At 31.2% G+C, this 20,833-nt stretch carries 18 protein-coding genes; 13 read left to right on the forward strand and 5 right to left on the reverse strand.

Annotated features, from left to right (window positions below; translation table 11 throughout):
* Both FYJ26_RS04965 and FYJ26_RS04970 read right to left on the reverse strand, forming a co-directional pair.
* Nucleotides 1–316: transposase (locus FYJ26_RS04965; protein ID WP_195837848.1), on the reverse strand; the 316-nt coding region annotated here is incomplete at its 3' end.
* A gap of 119 nt (nt 317–435) precedes the next feature.
* Nucleotides 436–978 (reverse strand): cysteine hydrolase family protein, encoded by a 543-nt coding sequence (locus FYJ26_RS04970; RefSeq protein ID WP_154540246.1) that lies wholly within the window; start codon nt 976–978, stop codon nt 436–438.
* A gap of 441 nt (nt 979–1,419) precedes the next feature.
* Here FYJ26_RS04970 and FYJ26_RS04975 point away from each other — a divergent pair, with 441 nt between their 5' ends.
* From FYJ26_RS04975 to FYJ26_RS10805, 11 genes are all read left to right on the forward strand, one after another.
* On the forward strand, nt 1,420–3,162 hold the full coding sequence (locus FYJ26_RS04975) for a thiamine pyrophosphate-dependent enzyme (protein WP_154540248.1): 1,743 nt from the start codon (nt 1,420–1,422) through the stop codon (nt 3,160–3,162).
* A gap of 735 nt (nt 3,163–3,897) precedes the next feature.
* Nucleotides 3,898–4,716 (forward strand): diadenylate cyclase CdaA, encoded by an 819-nt coding sequence (gene cdaA / locus FYJ26_RS04980; RefSeq protein ID WP_154540250.1) that lies wholly within the window; start codon nt 3,898–3,900, stop codon nt 4,714–4,716.
* Nucleotides 4,709–5,638, forward strand: a complete 930-nt coding sequence (locus FYJ26_RS04985) for a CdaR family protein (protein WP_154540252.1) — start codon at nt 4,709–4,711, stop codon at nt 5,636–5,638. The genes cdaA and FYJ26_RS04985 overlap by 8 nt, the downstream gene beginning before the upstream one ends.
* 1 nt (nt 5,639) lies before the next feature.
* The gene (locus FYJ26_RS04990; protein ID WP_154540254.1) at nt 5,640–6,968 is read left to right on the forward strand and encodes a CCA tRNA nucleotidyltransferase; all 1,329 of its coding nucleotides are present in this window, start codon (nt 5,640–5,642) and stop codon (nt 6,966–6,968) included.
* A gap of 44 nt (nt 6,969–7,012) precedes the next feature.
* Nucleotides 7,013–8,332: a trigger factor gene (gene tig, locus FYJ26_RS04995; RefSeq protein WP_154540256.1), complete on the forward strand. Its 1,320-nt coding sequence runs from the start codon at nt 7,013–7,015 to the stop codon at nt 8,330–8,332.
* Nucleotides 8,333–8,366: 34 nt separating this feature from the next.
* Nucleotides 8,367–8,954, forward strand: coding sequence for an ATP-dependent Clp endopeptidase proteolytic subunit ClpP (clpP, locus tag FYJ26_RS05000; RefSeq protein WP_154540258.1), 588 nt, complete (start codon nt 8,367–8,369; stop codon nt 8,952–8,954).
* A 5-nt stretch (nt 8,955–8,959) separates the two neighbouring features.
* Nucleotides 8,960–10,168 (forward strand): ATP-dependent Clp protease ATP-binding subunit ClpX, encoded by a 1,209-nt coding sequence (gene clpX / locus FYJ26_RS05005; RefSeq protein ID WP_154540260.1) that lies wholly within the window; start codon nt 8,960–8,962, stop codon nt 10,166–10,168.
* Nucleotides 10,169–10,210: 42 nt separating this feature from the next.
* The gene (lon, locus tag FYJ26_RS05010; protein ID WP_154540262.1) at nt 10,211–12,541 is read left to right on the forward strand and encodes an endopeptidase La; all 2,331 of its coding nucleotides are present in this window, start codon (nt 10,211–10,213) and stop codon (nt 12,539–12,541) included.
* Nucleotides 12,538–13,125 carry a ribosome biogenesis GTP-binding protein YihA/YsxC gene (yihA, locus tag FYJ26_RS05015; protein ID WP_154540264.1) on the forward strand — a complete coding sequence of 196 codons (588 nt, stop codon included), beginning with the start codon at nt 12,538–12,540 and terminating at the stop codon, nt 13,123–13,125. Before lon ends, yihA begins: the two co-directional genes overlap by 4 nt.
* A gap of 476 nt (nt 13,126–13,601) precedes the next feature.
* Nucleotides 13,602–14,099 carry a helix-turn-helix domain-containing protein gene (locus FYJ26_RS05020; protein WP_154540266.1) on the forward strand — a complete coding sequence of 166 codons (498 nt, stop codon included), beginning with the start codon at nt 13,602–13,604 and terminating at the stop codon, nt 14,097–14,099.
* A 41-nt stretch (nt 14,100–14,140) separates the two neighbouring features.
* On the forward strand, nt 14,141–14,653 hold the full coding sequence (locus FYJ26_RS10805) for an IS630 family transposase (protein ID WP_326831244.1): 513 nt from the start codon (nt 14,141–14,143) through the stop codon (nt 14,651–14,653).
* 86 nt (nt 14,654–14,739) lie between these two features.
* Here FYJ26_RS10805 and FYJ26_RS05030 read toward each other — a convergent pair whose 3' ends face one another.
* Entirely contained in the window at nt 14,740–15,312 is a 573-nt protein-coding gene (locus FYJ26_RS05030) for a xanthine phosphoribosyltransferase (RefSeq protein WP_154540270.1), read from the reverse strand.
* A 101-nt stretch (nt 15,313–15,413) separates the two neighbouring features.
* Between FYJ26_RS05030 and FYJ26_RS05035 the strand changes: the two genes are divergently transcribed.
* Both FYJ26_RS05035 and FYJ26_RS05040 read left to right on the forward strand, forming a co-directional pair.
* Complete coding sequence (locus FYJ26_RS05035; RefSeq protein WP_154540272.1) at nt 15,414–16,700, forward strand: M18 family aminopeptidase; 1,287 nt, start codon at nt 15,414–15,416, stop codon at nt 16,698–16,700.
* Nucleotides 16,701–16,831: 131 nt separating this feature from the next.
* Nucleotides 16,832–17,131 (forward strand): MTH1187 family thiamine-binding protein, encoded by a 300-nt coding sequence (locus tag FYJ26_RS05040; RefSeq protein WP_154540274.1) that lies wholly within the window; start codon nt 16,832–16,834, stop codon nt 17,129–17,131.
* A 218-nt stretch (nt 17,132–17,349) separates the two neighbouring features.
* On the opposite strand, the gene FYJ26_RS05045 is transcribed toward FYJ26_RS05040, so the two are convergent.
* Both FYJ26_RS05045 and FYJ26_RS05050 read right to left on the reverse strand, forming a co-directional pair.
* Entirely contained in the window at nt 17,350–18,849 is a 1,500-nt protein-coding gene (locus tag FYJ26_RS05045) for an MFS transporter (protein WP_154540276.1), read from the reverse strand.
* A gap of 619 nt (nt 18,850–19,468) precedes the next feature.
* Nucleotides 19,469–20,791, reverse strand: coding sequence for an NCS2 family permease (locus tag FYJ26_RS05050; protein ID WP_154540278.1), 1,323 nt, complete (start codon nt 20,789–20,791; stop codon nt 19,469–19,471).
* Nucleotides 20,792–20,833: the final 42 nt, after the last annotated feature.

A 20,833-nucleotide genomic window follows, 5' to 3' on the forward strand; every position in this document is an offset into this window, starting at 1 on the left:
TTGAAAGTAGTGCTTTTTCATTTCTTTGATATTTTTCAAAGATTTCTGTTGAGAATTTACCATCTCTTGTCCTAGGTACTCTTAAGGTTAATGTTCCTATTTTGGTTGTATAGTCACGTTCATAGTAGCCATTGCGGTAGGTGATTCTGTTAGGATCCCTTTGATATGCTGTATTTTCTAAGTATTCATCTCTCTCTTTTTCCATAAGTTCATTAAAAACTTTTGTTAAGATGGATTTGGCAATTTTATCATCTACAGATTCATTAATTAAATTTTGTATTTCTTCTTGATTAATTGTAAAATGTAATTGGGTCATTTGATACCTCCTAGTTTAGTTTTGGCTTGTTAAAAACATTGTACTAGTTTAGGTTTCAAATGACCTTTTTCTTTTTACACAATTATACGGACTCTATCTCAATTTTTATTTTCAAAATTTTATATTAAATTTTCTGTTTTAAGAACTTCTCCATATAGTGGAAAAATTTCATTTATTACAAACTCATGTTGTTTCTCTTTTGGAGCTGATATTGCATCTTCAACAAAATATATCTTGTAGTTTAGTTGATATCCATCTCTTGCAGCTGTATCTATACCTATATGGGTAGAAACTCCTGCAAAAACAAGATTTTCTACATTATGACGTCTTAATTCTAAGTCCAAGTCTGTTCCGAAAAAAGCACTAAAACCTCTTTTTGTAACGAGATAATCGTTTTGTTTGAAATCTAATCTATTATCAATTTGATCAAAACTTTCTTTTAAATCTGAAAGAGATCGTAAGTTCTTATCTGCAGGTAAAATGTCTATATTATCTATAAAAGCAGTTCTAACAAAGGCTATAAAGCCATTTTCTTTTCTGAAATTTTTTATCAAATTGTTAGTATTTGCAATAATTTGTTCTGCCTTATGAGGTTTTAAGTCAACAGCAGTTACTCCTTTTTGCAAATCTATTAATATTAAAGCACTTTTTGAAATATCCATTTTAGTATTCTCCTTCTTAAATAAATTGTAAATAAATGTTCTTTATTTCTTCTTCTAAACAGAACTATACCTGTTTTTTGTTTTGATTTTCAACAAAATATAATAAATTGAAAAAAATTTTTTAATCAGTATAATATTTAAAATAGAATATTATAATTAAAATCATAAAGTATTGTAAAAATCGGATATTTATTCATTAAAAAAGTTGAGATGTATTAATATTTTAGTAATTGTGCAAGTACTTTAGCGTCTATTTTTATTGTAGTATGTAAGACTATGAGTGAAACTTGATGTGGCTGATAAGTAAGAAAATTATAGATGTATAAAAATTATCGTTTTGCTGCATTAAGAAATAAACTAAATAAAGGAAAAAATGTAAGATTAAATGATTCGTTAATAAAGAATTTAATTTTAGTATTTAAACAGTGAAAGGAGTTTCATATGAAAATTAGTGCCGCTCAAGCTTTGTTAAAAGAATTGGAACGTTGGGGAATTGATCATATTTATGGTATACCTGGAAGTTCTTTAAATGGAATGATGGATGCACTTGAAAAAGAAAAAGATAAGATAAGCTATATACAAGTAAGGCAAGAAGGAGCAGGTGCTATGGCAGCTACTGCTGATTATAAATTTTCTCATAAAATAGGGGTAGCATTCGGTTCAGGCGGGCCTGGTGCTAGCAATATGCTTAATGGACTTTATGATGCAAAGCTTGATAGAGTTCCTATGCTTGCTCTTGTAGCCCAAGGAGATTCTACTTTACAAAATACAAGTGGTTTTCAAGAAACAGAAGTTTTACCTTTGTATGAAAATGTAGGTATCTACAATAGGAAAGCTATGAATGCTAAATCTATTCCTTATATGGTAGAAGATGCAATTAGGGCAGCTTATGAATATAAGGGACCAGCTGTTATAATTTTGCACAATGATTTTATGGAGGAGAAAATTAAATATAAACCACTAAGAACTCCGTTAAATGAATTTCAATCACCTCATTATCCAATAAAGGATGAGCAAATTGACGAGGTTGTTGATTCTCTGTTAAAGGCGGAAAATCCTGTTTTATATCTTGGAGAAGGGGTTAGAGGATATAGAGATTTGGCTGTTGCAGTTTCAGAAAAATTTAATTTACCTACTTTATCATCAGCTCTTTCTACTGGGAATTCTTTCCCAAGTGAGCATAAAAATTATCTTGGTGCTTTTGGTAGACTCGGAACAAAGCCTGCTTTTGAAATAATGCAAAATACTGATTTAGTTTTATATGTTGGTTCAAATTTTCCGTTTGCCAGATATTGGAATAAATCTATAAAATTCATTCAAGTTAATAATTCATATAGAGATTTGGGTAGACAAATGCCTTCAGATTTGTCAATCTTAGCAGACAGTGGAGATTTCTTGAATGCTTTATTAGATAGAAAAGAAACAAGAAAAGAAAGCAAATTTTTACTTGCTGCAAGAGAAAATATGAAAAATTGGAGAGATTGGCTAAGGCAAATTGCTGATAGCGAAGCACCACATTTACTTGGGGAAACAGTAATGCTTGCTATAAAGGATAAACTAGCTAAGGATGATTCCTTGTTTGCTCTTGATGTAGGAAATAATAAGGCTCATGCTATAAGAAATTTACCTTTTAATGAGAACCAAAAGATGATTATGAGCGGTAGATTCGCTACTTTAGGTTATGGTCTACCAGGAGGTATTGCAGGAAAAATTTCATATCCTGATAGGGAAGTTTTCACTATTCAAGGAGATGGTGGCTATGCCATGAATATGCAAGAGATTGTAACTCAAGCAAAATATAATTTACCAATTATTAATATTTTGCTTACAGATTTAAGTTTTGGTTTTATTGAACATTCACAAAAAGAAAATTTAGAATATCCTTTTGGTATAAAGATAGCAGATGCAGATTGGGCAAAGACTGCTGAAGCTATGGGAGCTATAGCTTTTAGTGTAAAAACTAAAGAAGAATTAGATAAAGCTATAGAAGAAGTCAATAAATTACAAGAAAATGGCAATAGCAAACCAATTTTTATTGAAGCTAAGATTCTTTATAGGGATCCAGTTGATACAGGAAATATGAAACTTGATTTCAATAAATATTCAAAGGAAGAGATAGAAAAATTTAAAGAAGAATATAAAATAGATCTTCCTAATTATGAAGATTTGATTAAAAAATATTAAGAAAATAAGAAAATTTTAAATTGAGTTAATAAAAACACTCGAATAAGAAGTGTAAAATTTTATGTAAAAAATAGAACAAAAAAACTTAGTTGAGTCTATCCACAAAGTCAAGATTATTATATTTTGTAGATTAATCTATTTCGATATTTATTAATATTATAGTCTTATATAAATTATAGAAAACCATATTCACTCCTCGATTATATAAACGAGGAGTGAACCTATTAATAGGAGTCAGTTTCTTCTTCGTTTAAGTAAAAAAGACTTTTCGAATCTTTCATATAGTATTTCAAATCTTTTTTGTTAGCTATTATCTTATTCATATTTGATGGATATTTATTCTTTCATTTTTATGATTAGTTTTATATTTGTTATTTTTAAAATTGCTTTCAAGTCTTCTCTGATTCTTTTGTGTTTTTCTTTATCTAATATATTTTTATTAGGAGATACAATTAATTTAGAGTATATATTTCTTTAAAAGTTCTAATTTTAGATTTACTATCTCTAGTTTTTGATACTCTTAGATTTAAAGTACCTATTTTTGTTTTATAAACACGTTTAAAGTTATGCTTTCTTATCTAAATACTCATCTTTTTATTTCTACACAATTAAAGTGGTATCCTATTTTTAATCTTGCAAGATAAAGAATATTTTGCAAGATTTTTTATTTCACTAATTTCTACAAAAAAATACAATTAAGTATATAATAATATTAGGAAGAAAGGGAGGGTATTTATGACTTATGTGGAAAATTTTATATCATTTTTGTCCCTTATTAGGATAACTGATATTATTGATATAGCTTTGATTGCCTTTATTACCTACAAGCTATTTTCACTTTTGAAAAATACTAGGGCTGAACAGGTAATGAAGGGGTTTATTTTTGTCTTATTTTTTGCATCAATAGCTGATATTTTTAATCTTAATACAGTATCTTGGCTTATGAATCAATTTTTTACAGTAGCACTTATTTTTATAATTGTAGTTTTCCAACCAGAGTTAAGATCTGCTCTTGAAAGAATAGGTAGGGGGAAGAATTTTTTTGTAAGTGATTCTTATAATAAAAATGAAAGATCTATAGATGAGCTTGTTTCAGCTATGAGTTCTCTATCTAGGCAAAAAATAGGAGCTCTAGTAGTTCTTGAAAGAAAGGTTGGACTTAATGATATTATTGAAAGTGGAACCAATCTTTCAGCTGAGATATCAAGCGAGCTTTTGATTAATATTTTTATACCTAACACACCACTCCATGATGGAGCAGTTATAATAAGAAATGACATAATTGAGGCTGCAGCTTGCTATCTCCCACTTACTTCGAGCAATACCGTAGCAAAAGAGCTTGGTACAAGGCATAGAGCAGCTATAGGAATTAGTGAGAAAAGCGACTGTGTTGTTGTAGTAGTAAGTGAGGAGACAGGAACTATTTCTCTTGTAGAAAATGGAGTTATTAATAGGTACTTTGATGATGAATCTTTAAAAGATAGGCTTAAGAAAGAGCTAATAGAGGGTGAAGATTCAATATTTGATTTTGGAAAGAGTGATAAAGATGAATAAAAAAAATGATAGAAAGTTAATGATTTTATCCATTCTTGTTGCAATCATAATGTGGGCATTTGTTATGACTTCAACTAATCCATCCTTATCGAAGACTATAAGATCTGTTCCACTTACTATTAAAAACCAAGAACAAATCCAAGAACAAGGTTATGCTATTGTTGGAAAAGATGAGGTTTCTAGTGTAAATGTGAGAGTGGAAGGGGCAAGGTCAGATTTAATAGGACTTTCAAGTGAAGACCTTATAGCAAGTGTTGACTTAGGTTCAGCTAGTGAAGGAATAAAGACTGTAAATGTAAAGGTCAATGGACCGAGTGGGATAAGGGTTGAAAGTATTACTCCTTCAAACATAAATTTTAAGATCGAAAAGATTGTAGAAAAGAAATTACCTGTTGACATAAAGATTGATGATAAGATTAAAGATTCAAAGATTATTGAAGTTGCTGAGCAATCTCCTACAGAAGTTTCTGTAAAGGGACTTAGAAAAAATGTTGATAAGGTAGAAAAAATCTTGCTTAAAGTAAAAGATGAGAAGGTGCTAGATGGAAAAATTCATGACATAGGTATAATACCTGTTGATAAAGATGGAAATCTGGTCGAAAAAGTAGAACTTTCTCAAAATGATGTTTCAATTTCTTTTGATGTTTTAGCAAGTAAGGAAGTTGATGTTAAACTTGATACTGTAGGAAGCCTTCCTAATAATATGCAAATCAAAGAAGAGGATATTAATCCTCAAAAGGTAGTAATAAAGGGAGAGGCGGCTGTAGTTGAAAAAATCAATTCTATTTCTACTAAAAAGATTAACCTATCTGAGATTAGTGATAAGAATTTTGAAAAAAGTGTGGAGCTTGAAATTCCTAATGGGATATCCTTAAATGATAATGATGGTTATGTGAATGTTTCATTTAAAGTAGGAAAGTAAAATGAAAGATTATGAAAAAATCTTAAAAAGACTTGAGGAAAATGACTTTGAGTCCTATCTTGTCGGAGGCTTTGTAAGAGATAAACTTATGGGAAGAGAAATTCACGATGCCGATATTGCTACAAGAGCAAGACCAAAAGACATTATGAAAATATTCTCTGACATGAAACTTATAGATATAGGGAAAAAATTTGGAACTATTAAAGTAATATATAATTCAAAAGAATATGAAATAACAACATTTAGGGGAGAGGCTAAATATAAGGATAGAAGACATCCTGATGAGATTGTTTTTTCTGACAAAATCGAAGATGATCTTAAAAGACGAGACTTTACTATAAATGCGATGGCTGAAAGATTCGGAGAAATTATTGACCTATATAAGGGAAGAGATGACTTGAAATTGAAGGTCATTAAGTCTGTCGGAGATCCATTTGAAAGGATTGAAGAAGATTATCTAAGGAGTATGAGAGCTATTAGATTTGCTACAATTCTTAATTTTAGCATTGATGATGATTTAAAAAAAGCTATAAAAAAAGAAGCAGAGTATATTAATTATATAGCTAAAGAAAGAATTTCTGAGGAGTTCAACAAAATCCTTCTTTCAGATATTCCTTCTTATGGAATTAGACTCTTAGATGAGTGTAATCTTTTAGGTGAAATACTCCCAGAAATAAAGGTTATGGTAGGTTTTAATCAAAAGTCATCTCACCATGACCTTTCTTTGTTTGATCATACAATGAAAGTTTTAGATAATACTCCCAAAAACTTAAAGGTGAGAATGGCAGCCCTTTTTCATGATTCAGGAAAACCTGCTTCTATGTTTATAGATGAAAATGGTGAGGGAAGATTTTTTGGTCATCAAGATATATCAGCACAAATTGTAAAAAAAAGATTGAGAATTTTAAAATATCCCAAAAATTTTATAAAAGATTGTGAAAAACTTGTAGCTCATCATATGGATAATACCAATACATATACTAAAAAGTCAGTAAGAAAATTACTTAGAAAAGTTGGAGATGATAATATCTATGATTTATTTGAGCTTCAATGGGCAGATACAGCCGCAACTGTAAATCCATATATAGAAAATATAAAAAATGCCAAGGTTTTATTAAAGGAAATCTATGCAGAAAATTTACCTACAAAGAAAAAAGACCTAGCAATAGATGGTAGAGATATAATGAATTTGGGCTTTAAAGAAGGTAAGATAATAGGTATCATATTAAATGATGTATATGAATTAGTTTTTAATGAGTTATTAGTAAATAAAAAAAATGAAATTATTAAATATATAAAGAATAACTACATTGAAGTTGATAGAAAATAGTAGTATATTAAAATAATGAGTATGCAGTGTTTTAGGAGGAAATGATGACAGAATTAAAATCACATGAAAATAATATAGCAAAATTTGACCTAACAGTATCAGCAGATGACTTTGCTAAGGCTGTTGACAATGTATATAGAAAAAATAGGTCTAAATACAGGATAGATGGATTTAGAAAAGGAAAAGTGCCTAAAAAAATCATAGAAAAGATGTATGGTCCAGAAGTATTCTATGATGAGGCTATTCAACAAGTTTTCCCTGAACCTTATAACAAGGCTATTGATGAATTAGAGCTTGAAGTAATAGATCAACCATCAGTAGATTTTGACGATATTGAAAAGGGAAAGGATGTAGTATTTAAGATAGAAGTCGAAACAAAACCACATCCAGAACTTGGAGACTATTCAGAGCTTGAAGTTGAAGAAATTCCAACAGAAGTTACAGATAGCGATGTAGAACATGAACTTTCTCACCAACAAGATGAAAATGCGAGAATTATACCTATAGAAGATGGTGAAGCTAAAGAAGGAGATACAGTAAATATTGACTTTGATGGATTTCTTGATGGGGAAAGATTTGAAGGTGGAAAAGCCGAAGGATATGATTTAGTACTTGGATCAAAGTCATTTGTAGATGATTTTGAAAAGCAAGTCGAAGGTCACAAAGTAGGAGATAAATTTGAAGTTAATGTAACCTTCCCAGAAGATTATCAAGCTAAAGAATTCCAAGGCAAAAATGCTAAGTTTGAAGTTGAGATTAATTCGATTTCAAGAAAAGAACTTCCAGAAATTGATGATGAATTCGCAAAAGATATTTCAGAATTTGAAACTTTAGATGAGTTAAAAGAAGACATTAGAAAAAACCTCAAAGATAGAAAAGAAAAAGCAGTAAAAACACAAATTCAAAATGAGGCTATAAGAACCCTTGTTGAAAAATCAGATGTAAAGGCACCAGAAGCATTAATCAAACAAGAGATTGATCTTGAAATGCAAAATCTTGATCAAAGATTACAACAAATGGGTATCTCACTTCAACAATATATTGAAATGACTAAGATGGACCTAGATGCTATAAGAGGCCAATATAGAGCGATTGCTGAAGATAAAGTAAAGTCAAATCTTGTAATGGATGAAGTAGCCATAAAAGAAGGCATTGAAGTTACAGATGAAGAAGTAGAAGAAGAAATTAAAGATGCTGCTAAACAATATGGAGTAGATGATTACGAAAAATTCAAAGAAATCTTCGAAAAAAACATTTCTAGAGCCACAGTTGAAGAAAACATTAAGAGAAGAAAGGCTGTAGAAATTCTAGAAAAAAATGTAAAGTTAGTTCCTAAAAAGGAAGAAGAAAGTAAGGAAGATTAGTAACATAAACTCCAAGAATATAGAAGGAGATTTTATGAACGCAAAAAACTTTTTAGTTCCAACAGTTATAGAGCAAACTAATAGGGGAGAGAGAGCCTATGATATTTATTCAAGACTTCTTAAGGATAGGATTATATTCCTAACAGGACCTGTAGAAGATGGAGTAAGTGATATTATAATAGCTCAATTACTATTTTTAGAAAGCGAAGATCCTAACAAGGATATTCAATTTTATATTAACTCACCAGGTGGAGTTGTTACAGCAGGACTTGCAATTTATGATACCATGAACTATATAAAACCAGATGTATCAACAATTTGTATAGGTCAAGCTGCGTCAATGGGAGCAGTTCTCCTATCATCTGGAGCAAAAGGAAAGAGATTTTCTCTCCCAAATTCAAATATCTTAATCCACCAACCATCAGGCGGGGCTCAAGGACAAGCTAGCGATATACAAATTCAAGCTGAACAAATTTTAAAGATTAAGAAAAGACTTAATAAAATATTGGCTGATAATACTGGTCAATCAATTGATAAGATTCACAAAGATACAGATAGAGACTTTGCTATGGATGCCTATGAGGCTAAAGAATATGGCTTAATAGATGAGGTTATTGAGTAATTAGTATGAGTAGAATGGAATTAGAAGAAAATAGATGTTCCTTTTGTGGGAAAAGGGCTGATGAGGTTGATAGACTAATCGCAGGACCTGATGTATTCATTTGTAATGAATGTATCGAGCTTTGCTCATCTATTATAGAAAGGGAGAATATGGTGGAAAATACCTATTCTGAGCTAGAACTTGCTACACCAAGTGAGATAAAAGACTATCTTGACCAATATGTTATCCAACAAGAAATGGCAAAAAAGACCCTTTCAGTGTCAGTTTATAACCACTATAAGAGAATCAATTCAAATTATGCTCAAGACTCAGATGTTGAGCTTCAAAAGTCAAACATCTTGATGCTTGGACCAACAGGTTCTGGTAAGACCCTTCTTGCCCAAACTTTAGCTAAAAAGCTAAATGTACCATTTGCGATTGCAGATGCAACAAGCCTAACAGAGGCAGGATATGTTGGTGAAGATGTTGAAAATATAATCCTTAAATTGGTACAAGCTGCAGACTATGATATAGAGCTTGCTCAAACAGGAATAATCTATATAGACGAAATTGACAAAATAACTAGAAAAAGTGAGAATCCTTCTATAACTCGTGATGTAAGTGGTGAAGGTGTTCAACAAGCTTTACTTAAATTAATTGAAGGTACAGTAGCCAATGTTCCACCACAAGGCGGCAGAAAACACCCTAGCCAAGAATATATTCAAGTAGACACTACAAATATTTTGTTTATAGTAGGCGGAGCCTTTGATGGTATAAAGGATATTATTAAGCAAAGAACTAGCAAAAAATCTATAGGTTTTGGAGCAGAAGATAGCGAAAATAAGGATATTTCTTTAAATGATGTATCTACAGAAGACCTCCTTAAATATGGACTTATACCAGAATTTATAGGAAGGGTTCCTATAGTAGTATCGCTTGAAGACTTAGATGTAGATAGTCTTGTTAGAATTTTAAAAGAGCCAAAAAACTCCCTAATCAAGCAATACCAAAAGCTTTTTGAATTAGACGGAGTAAAGCTTACTTTTGAAGATGAGGCTATAAAAGAAATAGCAGAAAAAGCTTTCAAGCAAGAAACTGGAGCAAGAGGTCTAAGGACAATACTTGAAGACTTACTTCTTGATGTGATGTTTGATATTCCTTCAAAAACTGATATAAAAGAAGTGATAGTACCAAAAGGTGCAATAAAAGATAATAATAAATTAATATATAAGTAAAGGGAGACGTGGGTGCTCCCTTTTCCAACATAAGGAGTTAAGATGAATCTTATCTATAAAATAGATACAAATGAATATCCTATGGTCCCAGTTAGGGGGTTATGGGCATTTCCTGATACGCTAGTCCACTTTGATTGTCAAAGATCAGTCTCAAAAAAAGCGGTAGAAGATGCACTTTTAAATGAAACAGACATATTCTTGGTAAATCAAAAGGATATCTTAGAAGAAAATCCTAAAAAAGATGATGTATACGACTTTGGTACAGTTGCATCTATAAAACAAACCTTTAACCTTCAAAATGGAGAGCTTAGGGTTCTAATAGAGGCTAAGTCTGTAGCAAAGATTAAGGATATAACAATTAAGGAAGGTTTCTTTAAGGCAGAAGTCGAAGAGTATATTTTTAATGAAGAAGACTTTGAATTAAATCCAACTCTTGAAGCCTTGAATAAGCTTCTTATAGAAGACTTTCAAGCTTATGTTGCAATAGATAACTCTATACCTGCAGAAGTTGTATTCTCTCTTATAGAAGTTGATAACCTTGACAAACTATCAAATCTTATAGCCTACTACCTTCCCTTATCTCCCTCCGAAAATTACAAACTTTTAAAAGAACTTGATATAGAAGAAAAAATGCTAAATCTTCACAAGTTTATCCAAAAGGAAATTGAAATTAAAAATTTATCCAAAAAGATAGACCAAAAGGTGCAAGAATCTATAAATAGGGGTCAAAAGGAATATTATCTAAGAGAAAAACTTGATGCAGTCAAGAAAGAACTTAATGAGGTAATAGGAAAAGACCTAAATGAGGCTGATGGATTTAGGAAAAAAATATCTAAACTTAAAATACCGAAAGAAGACAAGGATATCTTACTTAAAAGTGTAGATAGGCTTGAAATGATACCAGAGATGAGTCCTGACTATGGTGTTATAACTTCATACCTTGACTTTGTTTTGGGACTTCCATGGGCTAAGAAATCAAAAGATAACCTTGATATAGACCATGCTCAAAAAGTACTTAATGAAGATCACTACGGACTTTATGAAGTAAAGGAAAGAATCCTTGAATCTATTGCAGTAAGAAAGAAAAAGGCTAACAACCAGGGCTCTATAATCTGTCTTGCTGGTCCTCCAGGAGTAGGAAAAACATCTATAGCTAAGTCCATAGCTCGTGCCCTAAACCGTAAATTTGTATCAATGAGATTAGGTGGGGTTACAGATGAGTCTGAAATAAGAGGCCATAGAAGAACCTACGTAGGAGCTATGGCGGGTAGAGTTTTATCAAATATCAATAGAGTAAAGGTCAAAAACCCAGTATTCTTGTTAGATGAGATAGATAAGCTTGGATCAGATTTTAGAGGAGATCCATCATCAGCCTTACTAGAAGTATTAGATCCTGAGCAAAATGATAAATTTATAGATCGTTATCTTGATATAGGATTTGACCTATCAGAGGTTTTCTTTATAACAACAGCTAATGATATATCTCAAATTCCCCAAGCACTTATAGATAGACTTGAGATTATTGAAATATCAGGTTATACCCAAAGGGAAAAAGAGGAAATAGCCAAAAGATATCTTATAAAAAAAGAAAAAGAAAACAATGGTCTTAAAGAATATGAGCTTTCAATATCTGATAATGTTATAGAAAAAATTATAAAATCTTATACCAGAGAGGCAGGAGTAAGAAATCTCGAAAGAAATGTAGCAAAAATAGCAAGGCGTGCAGTAAAAGAGATTTTACAAGGAAAAGAAAGGGTACAAGTAAGCCTAAATAACTATCAAAAATACCTTGGTAAGGAAAGATTCTTTGAAGATCAAAGACTTAAAGAAGATAAGGTGGGCGTTGCAAATGGTCTTGCTTGGACACAAGTAGGTGGTACCATCCTTACAATTGAAGTAAATGCTATGGAGGGAAAAGGAAACAATATGTTTACAGGCTCATTGGGAGATGTAATGAAAGAATCGGCTCAAGCAGCTATAACATATCTTAGAGCAAACTCCAAAGATTTTGATATAAACAAGGACTTTTACAAAACAAAGGATATCCATGTTCATGTTCCAGAAGGGGCGACACCAAAAGACGGACCTTCTGCTGGAATTACCATGACTACAGCCATAGCAAGTGCTCTTTCAGATAAAAAGGTAAGAAGCAATCTTGCCATGACAGGAGAGGTTACAATAACAGGAGAAGTTCTACCTATAGGAGGACTCAAAGAAAAAGCTCTTGCAGCCTACTCTTACAATATTACAGAGGTTATAATACCAAAAGATAATATAAAAGATATAGATGATATAGACAAGGATATAAGGGATAAGATAAACTTTATACCTGTCTCCAATGTAAAAGAAGTATTAAGGAAAGCATTAATATGAAGATAAAAAGTGTAAACTTAGACCAAGTGGCAGGATTTCCTAGCCAATTTCCAAAAGATGATTTTGATGAGATTGCCTTTGCAGGCAGGTCTAATGTTGGTAAATCTTCCTTTATAAATTCGTTTTTGGGAAAGAAAAACCTAGCTAAAACTTCATCAAAGCCTGGAAAGACAAAGACTATAAACTTCTACAAGATAAATGACAAATTTAGGCTTGTAGACCTTCCAGGTTATGGTTTTGCAAGGGTAAGCAAAAAGGAAAAGGAAAAGTGGAACAAGCTAATCCACGATTACCTTTATACAAGAGAAAACCTAAAAGAAGTTTTTCTTTTAGTTGATATAAGACATGCTCCAACAAAACAAGATATGCAAATGTATGATTGGATAATAGATTCTGGATTTACAGGTTTTGTTATAGCAACCAAATACGACAAGATTCCTAAAACACACCTTAAAAAACATATCAAAGAGCTTACAAAAACCCTAAACATAGATGATGAAGGTCTTGTATTTGCTTATTCATCTCTTACAGGACATAATAATGATGTTTTACTTGAACAAGTTGGAGTAATAATAGATAGTTAATTTAGCGATTTCAGATTGTATACAATAGATAAAATTTTAAAATTCTATCTACTTTATTTACACTCCAAGAGAGGTTATTGCAAAATTATGAATTTATATAGTTCCATCATTACAAGTTATTCATAGACAATTTGAGAATAGCCTGTAGGTTTATTAAGGTCAAATTGTTGTAATAATGATCTTGAAACTATTAATTCATTCTGCAGCAGCCTCTTTTTTGTGAAGAAATTTATAAGTTTTTTATTAGAAATTAGTCACATGAATTTATCTTCAAAAATTCGGGGATATTGGCTAAGAAATTTTCAAAAGATTATAATTATATATGGATATTTTTAATAATTTAACACATTTGATATTATTGACAATTAGATAATAAAATAAATCTTTGTACTTTTGAAATGAAAAGAATATGGAAATTTCTAGCCTGAAATCTTTCTACTAATACTAAAACCTAATTAAAAGTGTATAATAAGAATATGAAAAAGATAATAGATGAAAAAACAAAAAAAGAAATTTATGAGCTTGAAAAAGCCAGAAAAAATACAAACAATAAAAAAGAAGAAGTTAGACTAAAAGCAATGATTTTAAAACTTCAAGGGGTAACAACACGAGAAATTTCTGAAAAGCTTGATGTTGCAATGTCTACAATCTTTGAATGGTTAAGAAAATATAAAAAAAGTTCTATTGATGGACTCAAAAATAAAAAAAGAATTGGTAATAATAGAAATTTGACATTCGAAGAGGAAAAAGAATTTTTAAGACAATTCGAAGAAAGGGCAGAAAAAGGTCAAATAATAACAGCCAAAGAAATAGAAAAAGCTTACCGAGAACTAGTTGGTCACTCTATAGGTAATGGACAAATATATTATGTTCTAAAAAGACACGGATTCAGAAAAATAATGCCAAGGAGTAGACATCCCAAAAAAGCAAACGAAGAGGCTATAGAAGCCTCAAAAAAATTAAATCCAAAATAGGAGAAATTAGAAACGTTAACCCGAATAAAAGAGTAAGAATCATATTTCAAGACGAAGCAGGATTTGGACGCATAAACAAGCCAAAATATTGCTGGTGCAATAAAAAGATAAGACCACAAGTCCTATGCCACCACATAAGGGAATATAGATATGCATATGGTGCGGTAGAGCCAATTATTGGCGAAAATTTCTTTTTAGTACTTCCTTATTGCAACACAAATTGCATGAACGTGTTTTTAGAAGAGTTATCAAAAGATTATAAGGAAGATAAAATACTACTAGTTTGTGATGGTGCAACATGGCATAAATCAAATGGACTTAAAATCCCAGAAAACATAGAAATAATACATATACCACCCTATACTCCAGAAATGAACCCCATAGAACAAATTTGGAAACAAATAAGGTCAATGGGATTTAGAAATGAGTTTTTTCATTCATTGACAGATGTTGTAAATAGATTATGTGAAACTATAAATCACCTTACTAAAGAAATGGTTAAAAGTATAAATCATAGAGATTGGATACAATATATGGAGTTAAATAGGTATTAGTATAACAATTTTATTAGTGGTTGAAAATATTAAAAAAATATTAAAAATAAAAAAAGATGGCTTTTAACCATCTTAAATATGAAAAATTAATCAATAAAATCTATTTCTTTTCCATCCATATGACTTATTCTTGCTAAAGAGTAAACATCTATACCCATATCATCTAGAAGGGCTCTTCCATCTTGATATGATTTTTCTATAACTATTCCTATACCACATACATTTGCACCAGCTTGTTTGCAGATTGCAACCATGGCCTTTGCTGCTTGACCATTTGCTAAAAAATCATCTATTAATAAAACATTGTCTTCCTCACTAAGGAAGTTTTTAGATACCATTAATCTTTTCATTTCTTCTTTTGTGTAGGAATAACAAGTAGAGGAATATGTATTATCATCAGTTGTAAGAGATTTTTGCTTTCTTGCAAATACCACATCACAGCCAAGCTTTAATCCTGTTAAAAGGGCAGGGGCTATACCTGATGATTCAACTGTAAGAATCTTTGTTATATTTTTATCTTTGAAATGATCTGCAAATTCTTCTGCCATTTCTTGAATCAATTTTGGTTTTATTTGATGGTTTAGGAATGAATCAACTTTTAAAATATCTTTACCATAGACTTCTCCATGGCTCAATATTATTTCTTCTAATTTTTTCATTATAAATATTTACCTCCATAATCTTTCTATTATTATAAAGCAAAGGGGCTTTAAAAGTCAAAAGCACTTTATATAAAGTGTTTTTTGGGTAAGATAATAATATGGATAAATATAATATAATTAAAGATTTGTTAGGATTTATTGATAATAGTCCACTGAATTATTTTGCGGTGGAAAATTCTAAGAATCTACTAAAAGAAAATAGTTTTGTAGAACTTAAGGATAATGAAAAATGGAAGCTTAAAAGAGGTGGCAAGTACTTTATAGACCGAGAAGGTACTGCTCTTATAGCCTTTAGCGTAGGAGATGATTTAAGAAAGGGCTTTGATATAATAGGTTCACATACAGACTCTCCAACTTTTAAAATTAAGACTAAGGCAGAAATGACTAAGAATGGGTTTTTGAAATTAAATGTTGAAGCTTATGGAGGTATGATTGTTTCAACTTGGCTTGATAGGACCTTATCTTTGGCTGGCAAGGTGGTATTTGAAGATGGGGATAAGCTTAAATCAAAACTTGTAAAAATTGATAGAGATTTATTAACTATAGCAAATTGTGCTATTCATATTAATAGAGACTTAAATTCAGCTTATAAATATAATATACAAGATGAATTATCACCAATTCTAGCTTTAGTTGAAGATGATTTTGAAAAAAATGGTTTTTTACAAAAGCTTATTGCAGATGAAATAGGAATAGATTATAAATCTATAGTAGATTTGGATCTTGCCCTTTTTGATAGACAAAAAGGCTCTATTCTTGGTGCAAACAATGAGTTTATTCAAGTAGGAAGACTTGACAATCTAGCTAGTGTTCACCAATCTATAAGAGCTTTAGTGGAAAGTGAAAATAATAAATTTAATGTTTGTGTATTAAATGATAATGAAGAAATAGGTTCAAGGACAAGAGCAGGAGCACAATCTCCATTTTTAGATGAAGTTTTAGAAAGAATTTCTCTAAATCTAGGCTATGATAAAGAAGATTATATGATTGCAATTTCTAATTCATACCTAATATCAGCTGACCTAGCTCATTCTATCCATCCAAACTATACAAGTCTTTACGATCCAACAAACAATACTAGGATAAACAAGGGTATAGCTATAAAAATAGCATCCAATGGAGCTTATTCAACGAATATTGAAACTAGGGCTAGATTTTTAAAACATGCTCAAAATGTAGGAGCTAATGTTCAGACATTCCACAATAGGTCTGATAAAGTTGGTGGGTCAACCATAGGACCGATAGTTTCTGCTAAGTCTGGGATAAAATCAATAGATGTAGGAACACCAATTTTAGCTATGCATTCTATAAGAGAATTTGCAGGTGTAGAAGACCATATAAAAGCTATAGAAATTTTCAAAGATTTTTACAATAAGAAATACTGATTATTTTAAAAGTTATAATCTTAGAGGATTTAAGTTATTAAAGAGTTTGTTTTTGTTACAGGAAATATTTACAAGTCATCATTAAAAGCTATGTAATGTGGCATAGATGCTATAAAAAGAAAGGAATAAAAATGGCAGTATTAGAGCTAACAGTAGTACCAATTGGAACAAAAGAAACATCAGTATCAAAATATGTGGCAGGATGTGAAAAAGTATTACAAAACTATCCTGATCTCGAAATAAGGCTAAATCCAATGGGAACAGTCATCTATGGAGATATAGATAAAGCCTTTGAAGCAATAAGAGCTTGTCAAGAATCTGTTTTTGAAAATGGTGCAGACAGAGTTTACTCGGTAATCAAGATAGATGATAGGCGAGATAAAAAAGCCAGCCTTGATCAAAAAATTAAATCGGTTGAAGATAAAATGTAGTATAAAAGCTTCTATAATAATTGTGTTAGCAAAAGTATTATTTACTTTCATCAACACGATTATTATAGACTCAAAAAATTTTAAAAATTGTTCAAATAAATTATTTTTTAAAGGCTATGAGCGAATAAACTCATAGCCTTTTATCTTTTTTGTCTAAAAACTTCTTTTAATTAGTTTTTAAAAAATCCTAATCCAAAAAGCCTAAGGTTCTATTAGTATTATTTAATTTCAATTTCTGTACGCTCTTCATTATTTAGATGGTCTTCTTTTACCTTCTTTCTTACAGCTATATCTTCAGCTATAAGCTCCATCTCTTTTCTATCGAGTGGGTAGTGCCTGATGACAATCATTGTAACTATAATGCTTGCAAGCACAACACCTAGTATAATGAGCCCTCCCATAAATATAGATGGTGTTAGGGTATCTCCTGGTTGAGGATAGCCATCTGCATATCCAATACCAGCTACTATCCAACCGATAACAACTGGTGCAAGTGAAGAAGCTATTGAGTCGGTTAGTGAGAAGATAGTGCCTATAAGGCCAGGGGCAAACTTACCAGTCTTTGCTGTAACATAGTCTGTGATATCAGCACTCATAGTGAGGACTATAGAAGTAGGATATTGGACAGAAATTTTAGCTAAGATCCAAAGTACTATAAATATAATAGATAAGGTTGAGAAGCTAGAAAGGCTTCTTGTATCTGGAGCTATAAGTAAAAGTCCTATAACAGCTGCAAGTCCAATACTTGCGATAGTAACAGAGGACTTGTATGAGAATTTAAGATCTTTCTTTTGGGCAAATCTTGTAAATAGGAATACAAAAGCAAGCTGTGGTATTATTGTCCAAGCTGCTATATCACCAGAAAGCATGTAGTTGCCAACTATTATACCAAAGAAGATGGCAAGGAAGTTTTGATCTCCTATAACTGTCGCTGCAAACTTAATCATAGCTCCACAAAATGCAAGGACTTTTAGAGGCTTATTATCTTTAAGGATTGAGAAATATTCCTTAAGAGATTGTTTTTCACCTTCTTCTTCTCCAAGACCAAAGTACTTTGGATTATCCTTTCTTTTGATACCAAACATGGCAAGAATTGTAAAGCCAAAGGATATAGCACAAAGAAGAGGTAGGAAATTACCATAAAATTCCATATTGTATGCACCTATACGAGCAAATAGAATCCTAGTAACAAAAAGTTGGCCACCTGTAAACACGACTAAGTTAAATATAGAGTCAAAGATCGAAAATAAAGGTCTTTGTTCTGGATCATTAGTCAGTGAAGCTTGGGCTGCCTTGGTAACTGTTTGTTGGAATGAATACACAATTTTATGAAATATTAGTCCTATAAATAAGGCAACTACTGTTGGTATAGGCATCCTATGTATATTAAATAAAAATATAAAAGATAAAATCAAGCCTATATTAGATAGAAGCATGATTGGTCTATAACGTCCCCATTTTGTGTTTACATTATCGATAATAGTACCGATTGCTGGGTCGATAATACCGTCAAAAAGTCTTGCAAGACCTAGTACACTTGCTATAACAACTGTAGCCATGCCAGCTACACCTGTTGCATAAAAACCTAAAAATCCAAAGGCAAAGAGGTAGAAGTTTGAAGCACTATTGTTAAGTGAAAAAAGAGCAATCTCCCACATTTTGGCCCTATGGTAAGGCTCGGTCTCATGACCTGCTACATAAAGTTTCTTATCATCCATTTATTTCTCCTTATAAAATATTTACCGATACAAGATATGTGCAAAAGTTTACATAGGTTAAAAACCAATCATGTAATCGGTTACATCAATTAATAAAATACAATAATATTTAGGATTTGTCAAGCATTAACTCGATAAACTTTTTTCTATCCATATATCAAACAAATATGAAGAAATTGAATGAAAAATTGCAAATATTGCGGATGCTTTACTTGCTTTGCCTGATGTGAAAGTAATATAATAATACTAATTAATTTTTCTAAACTATCAATCCCTAGGGTTAACGCTTTTAATAATCTTTTAGTTAATATTTATTATTTTACACAACCTATCAGCATCTAGTAAGAAATTAAAGAATTCGTTTTTTAATCTATAGACCTAAATTGTTTCCAGATTTGTTCTATTGGGTTTATTCTTGTGTATATGCTGTTTACCATGTATTATTTCTTTTGATTTATATCATATAATCCTATCACAAATTAGTAAAATTATATATCTCTATTTTTTCATAATTATGTGATACTATATTTTTATATATGGCTTTAACAAGACTTTATATAAGCTATTAAGAAAAAGATAAAAAAGATTCCAAACTCATTTGAGCTTGGAATCTTTTAAATTATGCAAATAGTGGAATCATGTACCTTATTAAAAATAATATAGCTAGGATATAAACTAAAGGTGAAACTTCCTTTCCCTTTCCACATAGAAGTTTTACTATAGCATAAGAAATCATACCAAAGGCAATCCCTTCTGCTATAGAATAGGCAAATGGCATCATTATAATTGTCATAAAGGCTGGGAAGCTTTCTGTAAAGTCTCCAAAATTTATATCAACTATTGAGTCAATCATGAAAAGTCCTACCATAATTAAGGCAGCAGATGTAGCTTGTGCTGGGATTATTGCTATTAGTGGATAGAAAAATATTGCTAGTAGAAAGCAAAATCCTGTTGAAAGAGCAGTAAGTCCCGTTCTTCCACCTTCTGCAACCCCAGTTGCACTTTCTACGAATGTTGTAACAGTTGAAGTACCTAATAGGGCACCAATAGTTGTACCAACTGCATCAGCAAAAAGGGCTTTTCCTGCATTAGGAAGTTTTCCATCTTCATCGAGCATATTAGCCTTTGTTGCTACACCTGTAAGGGTTCCTACTGTATCAAATAAGTCAACAAATAAAAAGGCAAATACAACAGAGAACATCTCAAATGAAAATATAGATGAGAAGTCAAGTTTGAATGCTATAGGACTAAGTGTTGGAGGAAGCTGTACAATTCCATTTTCAGGTAGATGGCTTACCCCAGTAAAAAGTGCCAAAATTGTTGATACTACTATACCAATAAGGAGGGCCCCTTTTACCTTTCTAGCAGTTAAAACTGCCATTATTAATAAGGATATGAAAAATATAAAGCTTTCTTTGCTTACAAGGTTTCCAAGTCCTAAAGAAACATCAGTTTTTACAATAACTGTTGAATTTAAAAGGCCTATTAGGGCTATAAAGAGTCCTATACCTACTGAAACTGCTGTTTTTAAACTTCTTGGAATTGCGTTAAATATGGCTTCTCTAACATTAAAAAGGGATAAAAGTATAAATATAATTCCTTCAATAAACACTGCTGTTAGGGCAAATTCCCAACTTTTTCCCATAGTAAGTACTACAGTATAGGCAAAAAATGCGTTAAGTCCCATACCTGGAGCAAGTCCAAATGGAAGATTGGCATATAGGCCCATTACAAGTATTGCCACTATAGATGAGATAATTGTCGCAGTAAATACTGCACCCTTATCCATACCAGCATCTCCTAAGATTTGTGGATTGACTGCCAAAATATAAGACATAGTCATAAAGGTAGTAATCCCTGCCATAATTTCAGTTTTTACATCACTGCCATTTTTTTTGAGCTTAAAAAATCTTTCGGCAAGTGAATTTTGATTCTTTACCATTAATACCTCCTTAAGTATTTTACGGCACATATTATACCATAA

Origin of the sequence: Anaerococcus porci (assembly GCF_009696575.1) — a bacterium.
Lineage (GTDB): Bacteria > Bacillota > Clostridia > Tissierellales > Peptoniphilaceae > Anaerococcus > Anaerococcus porci.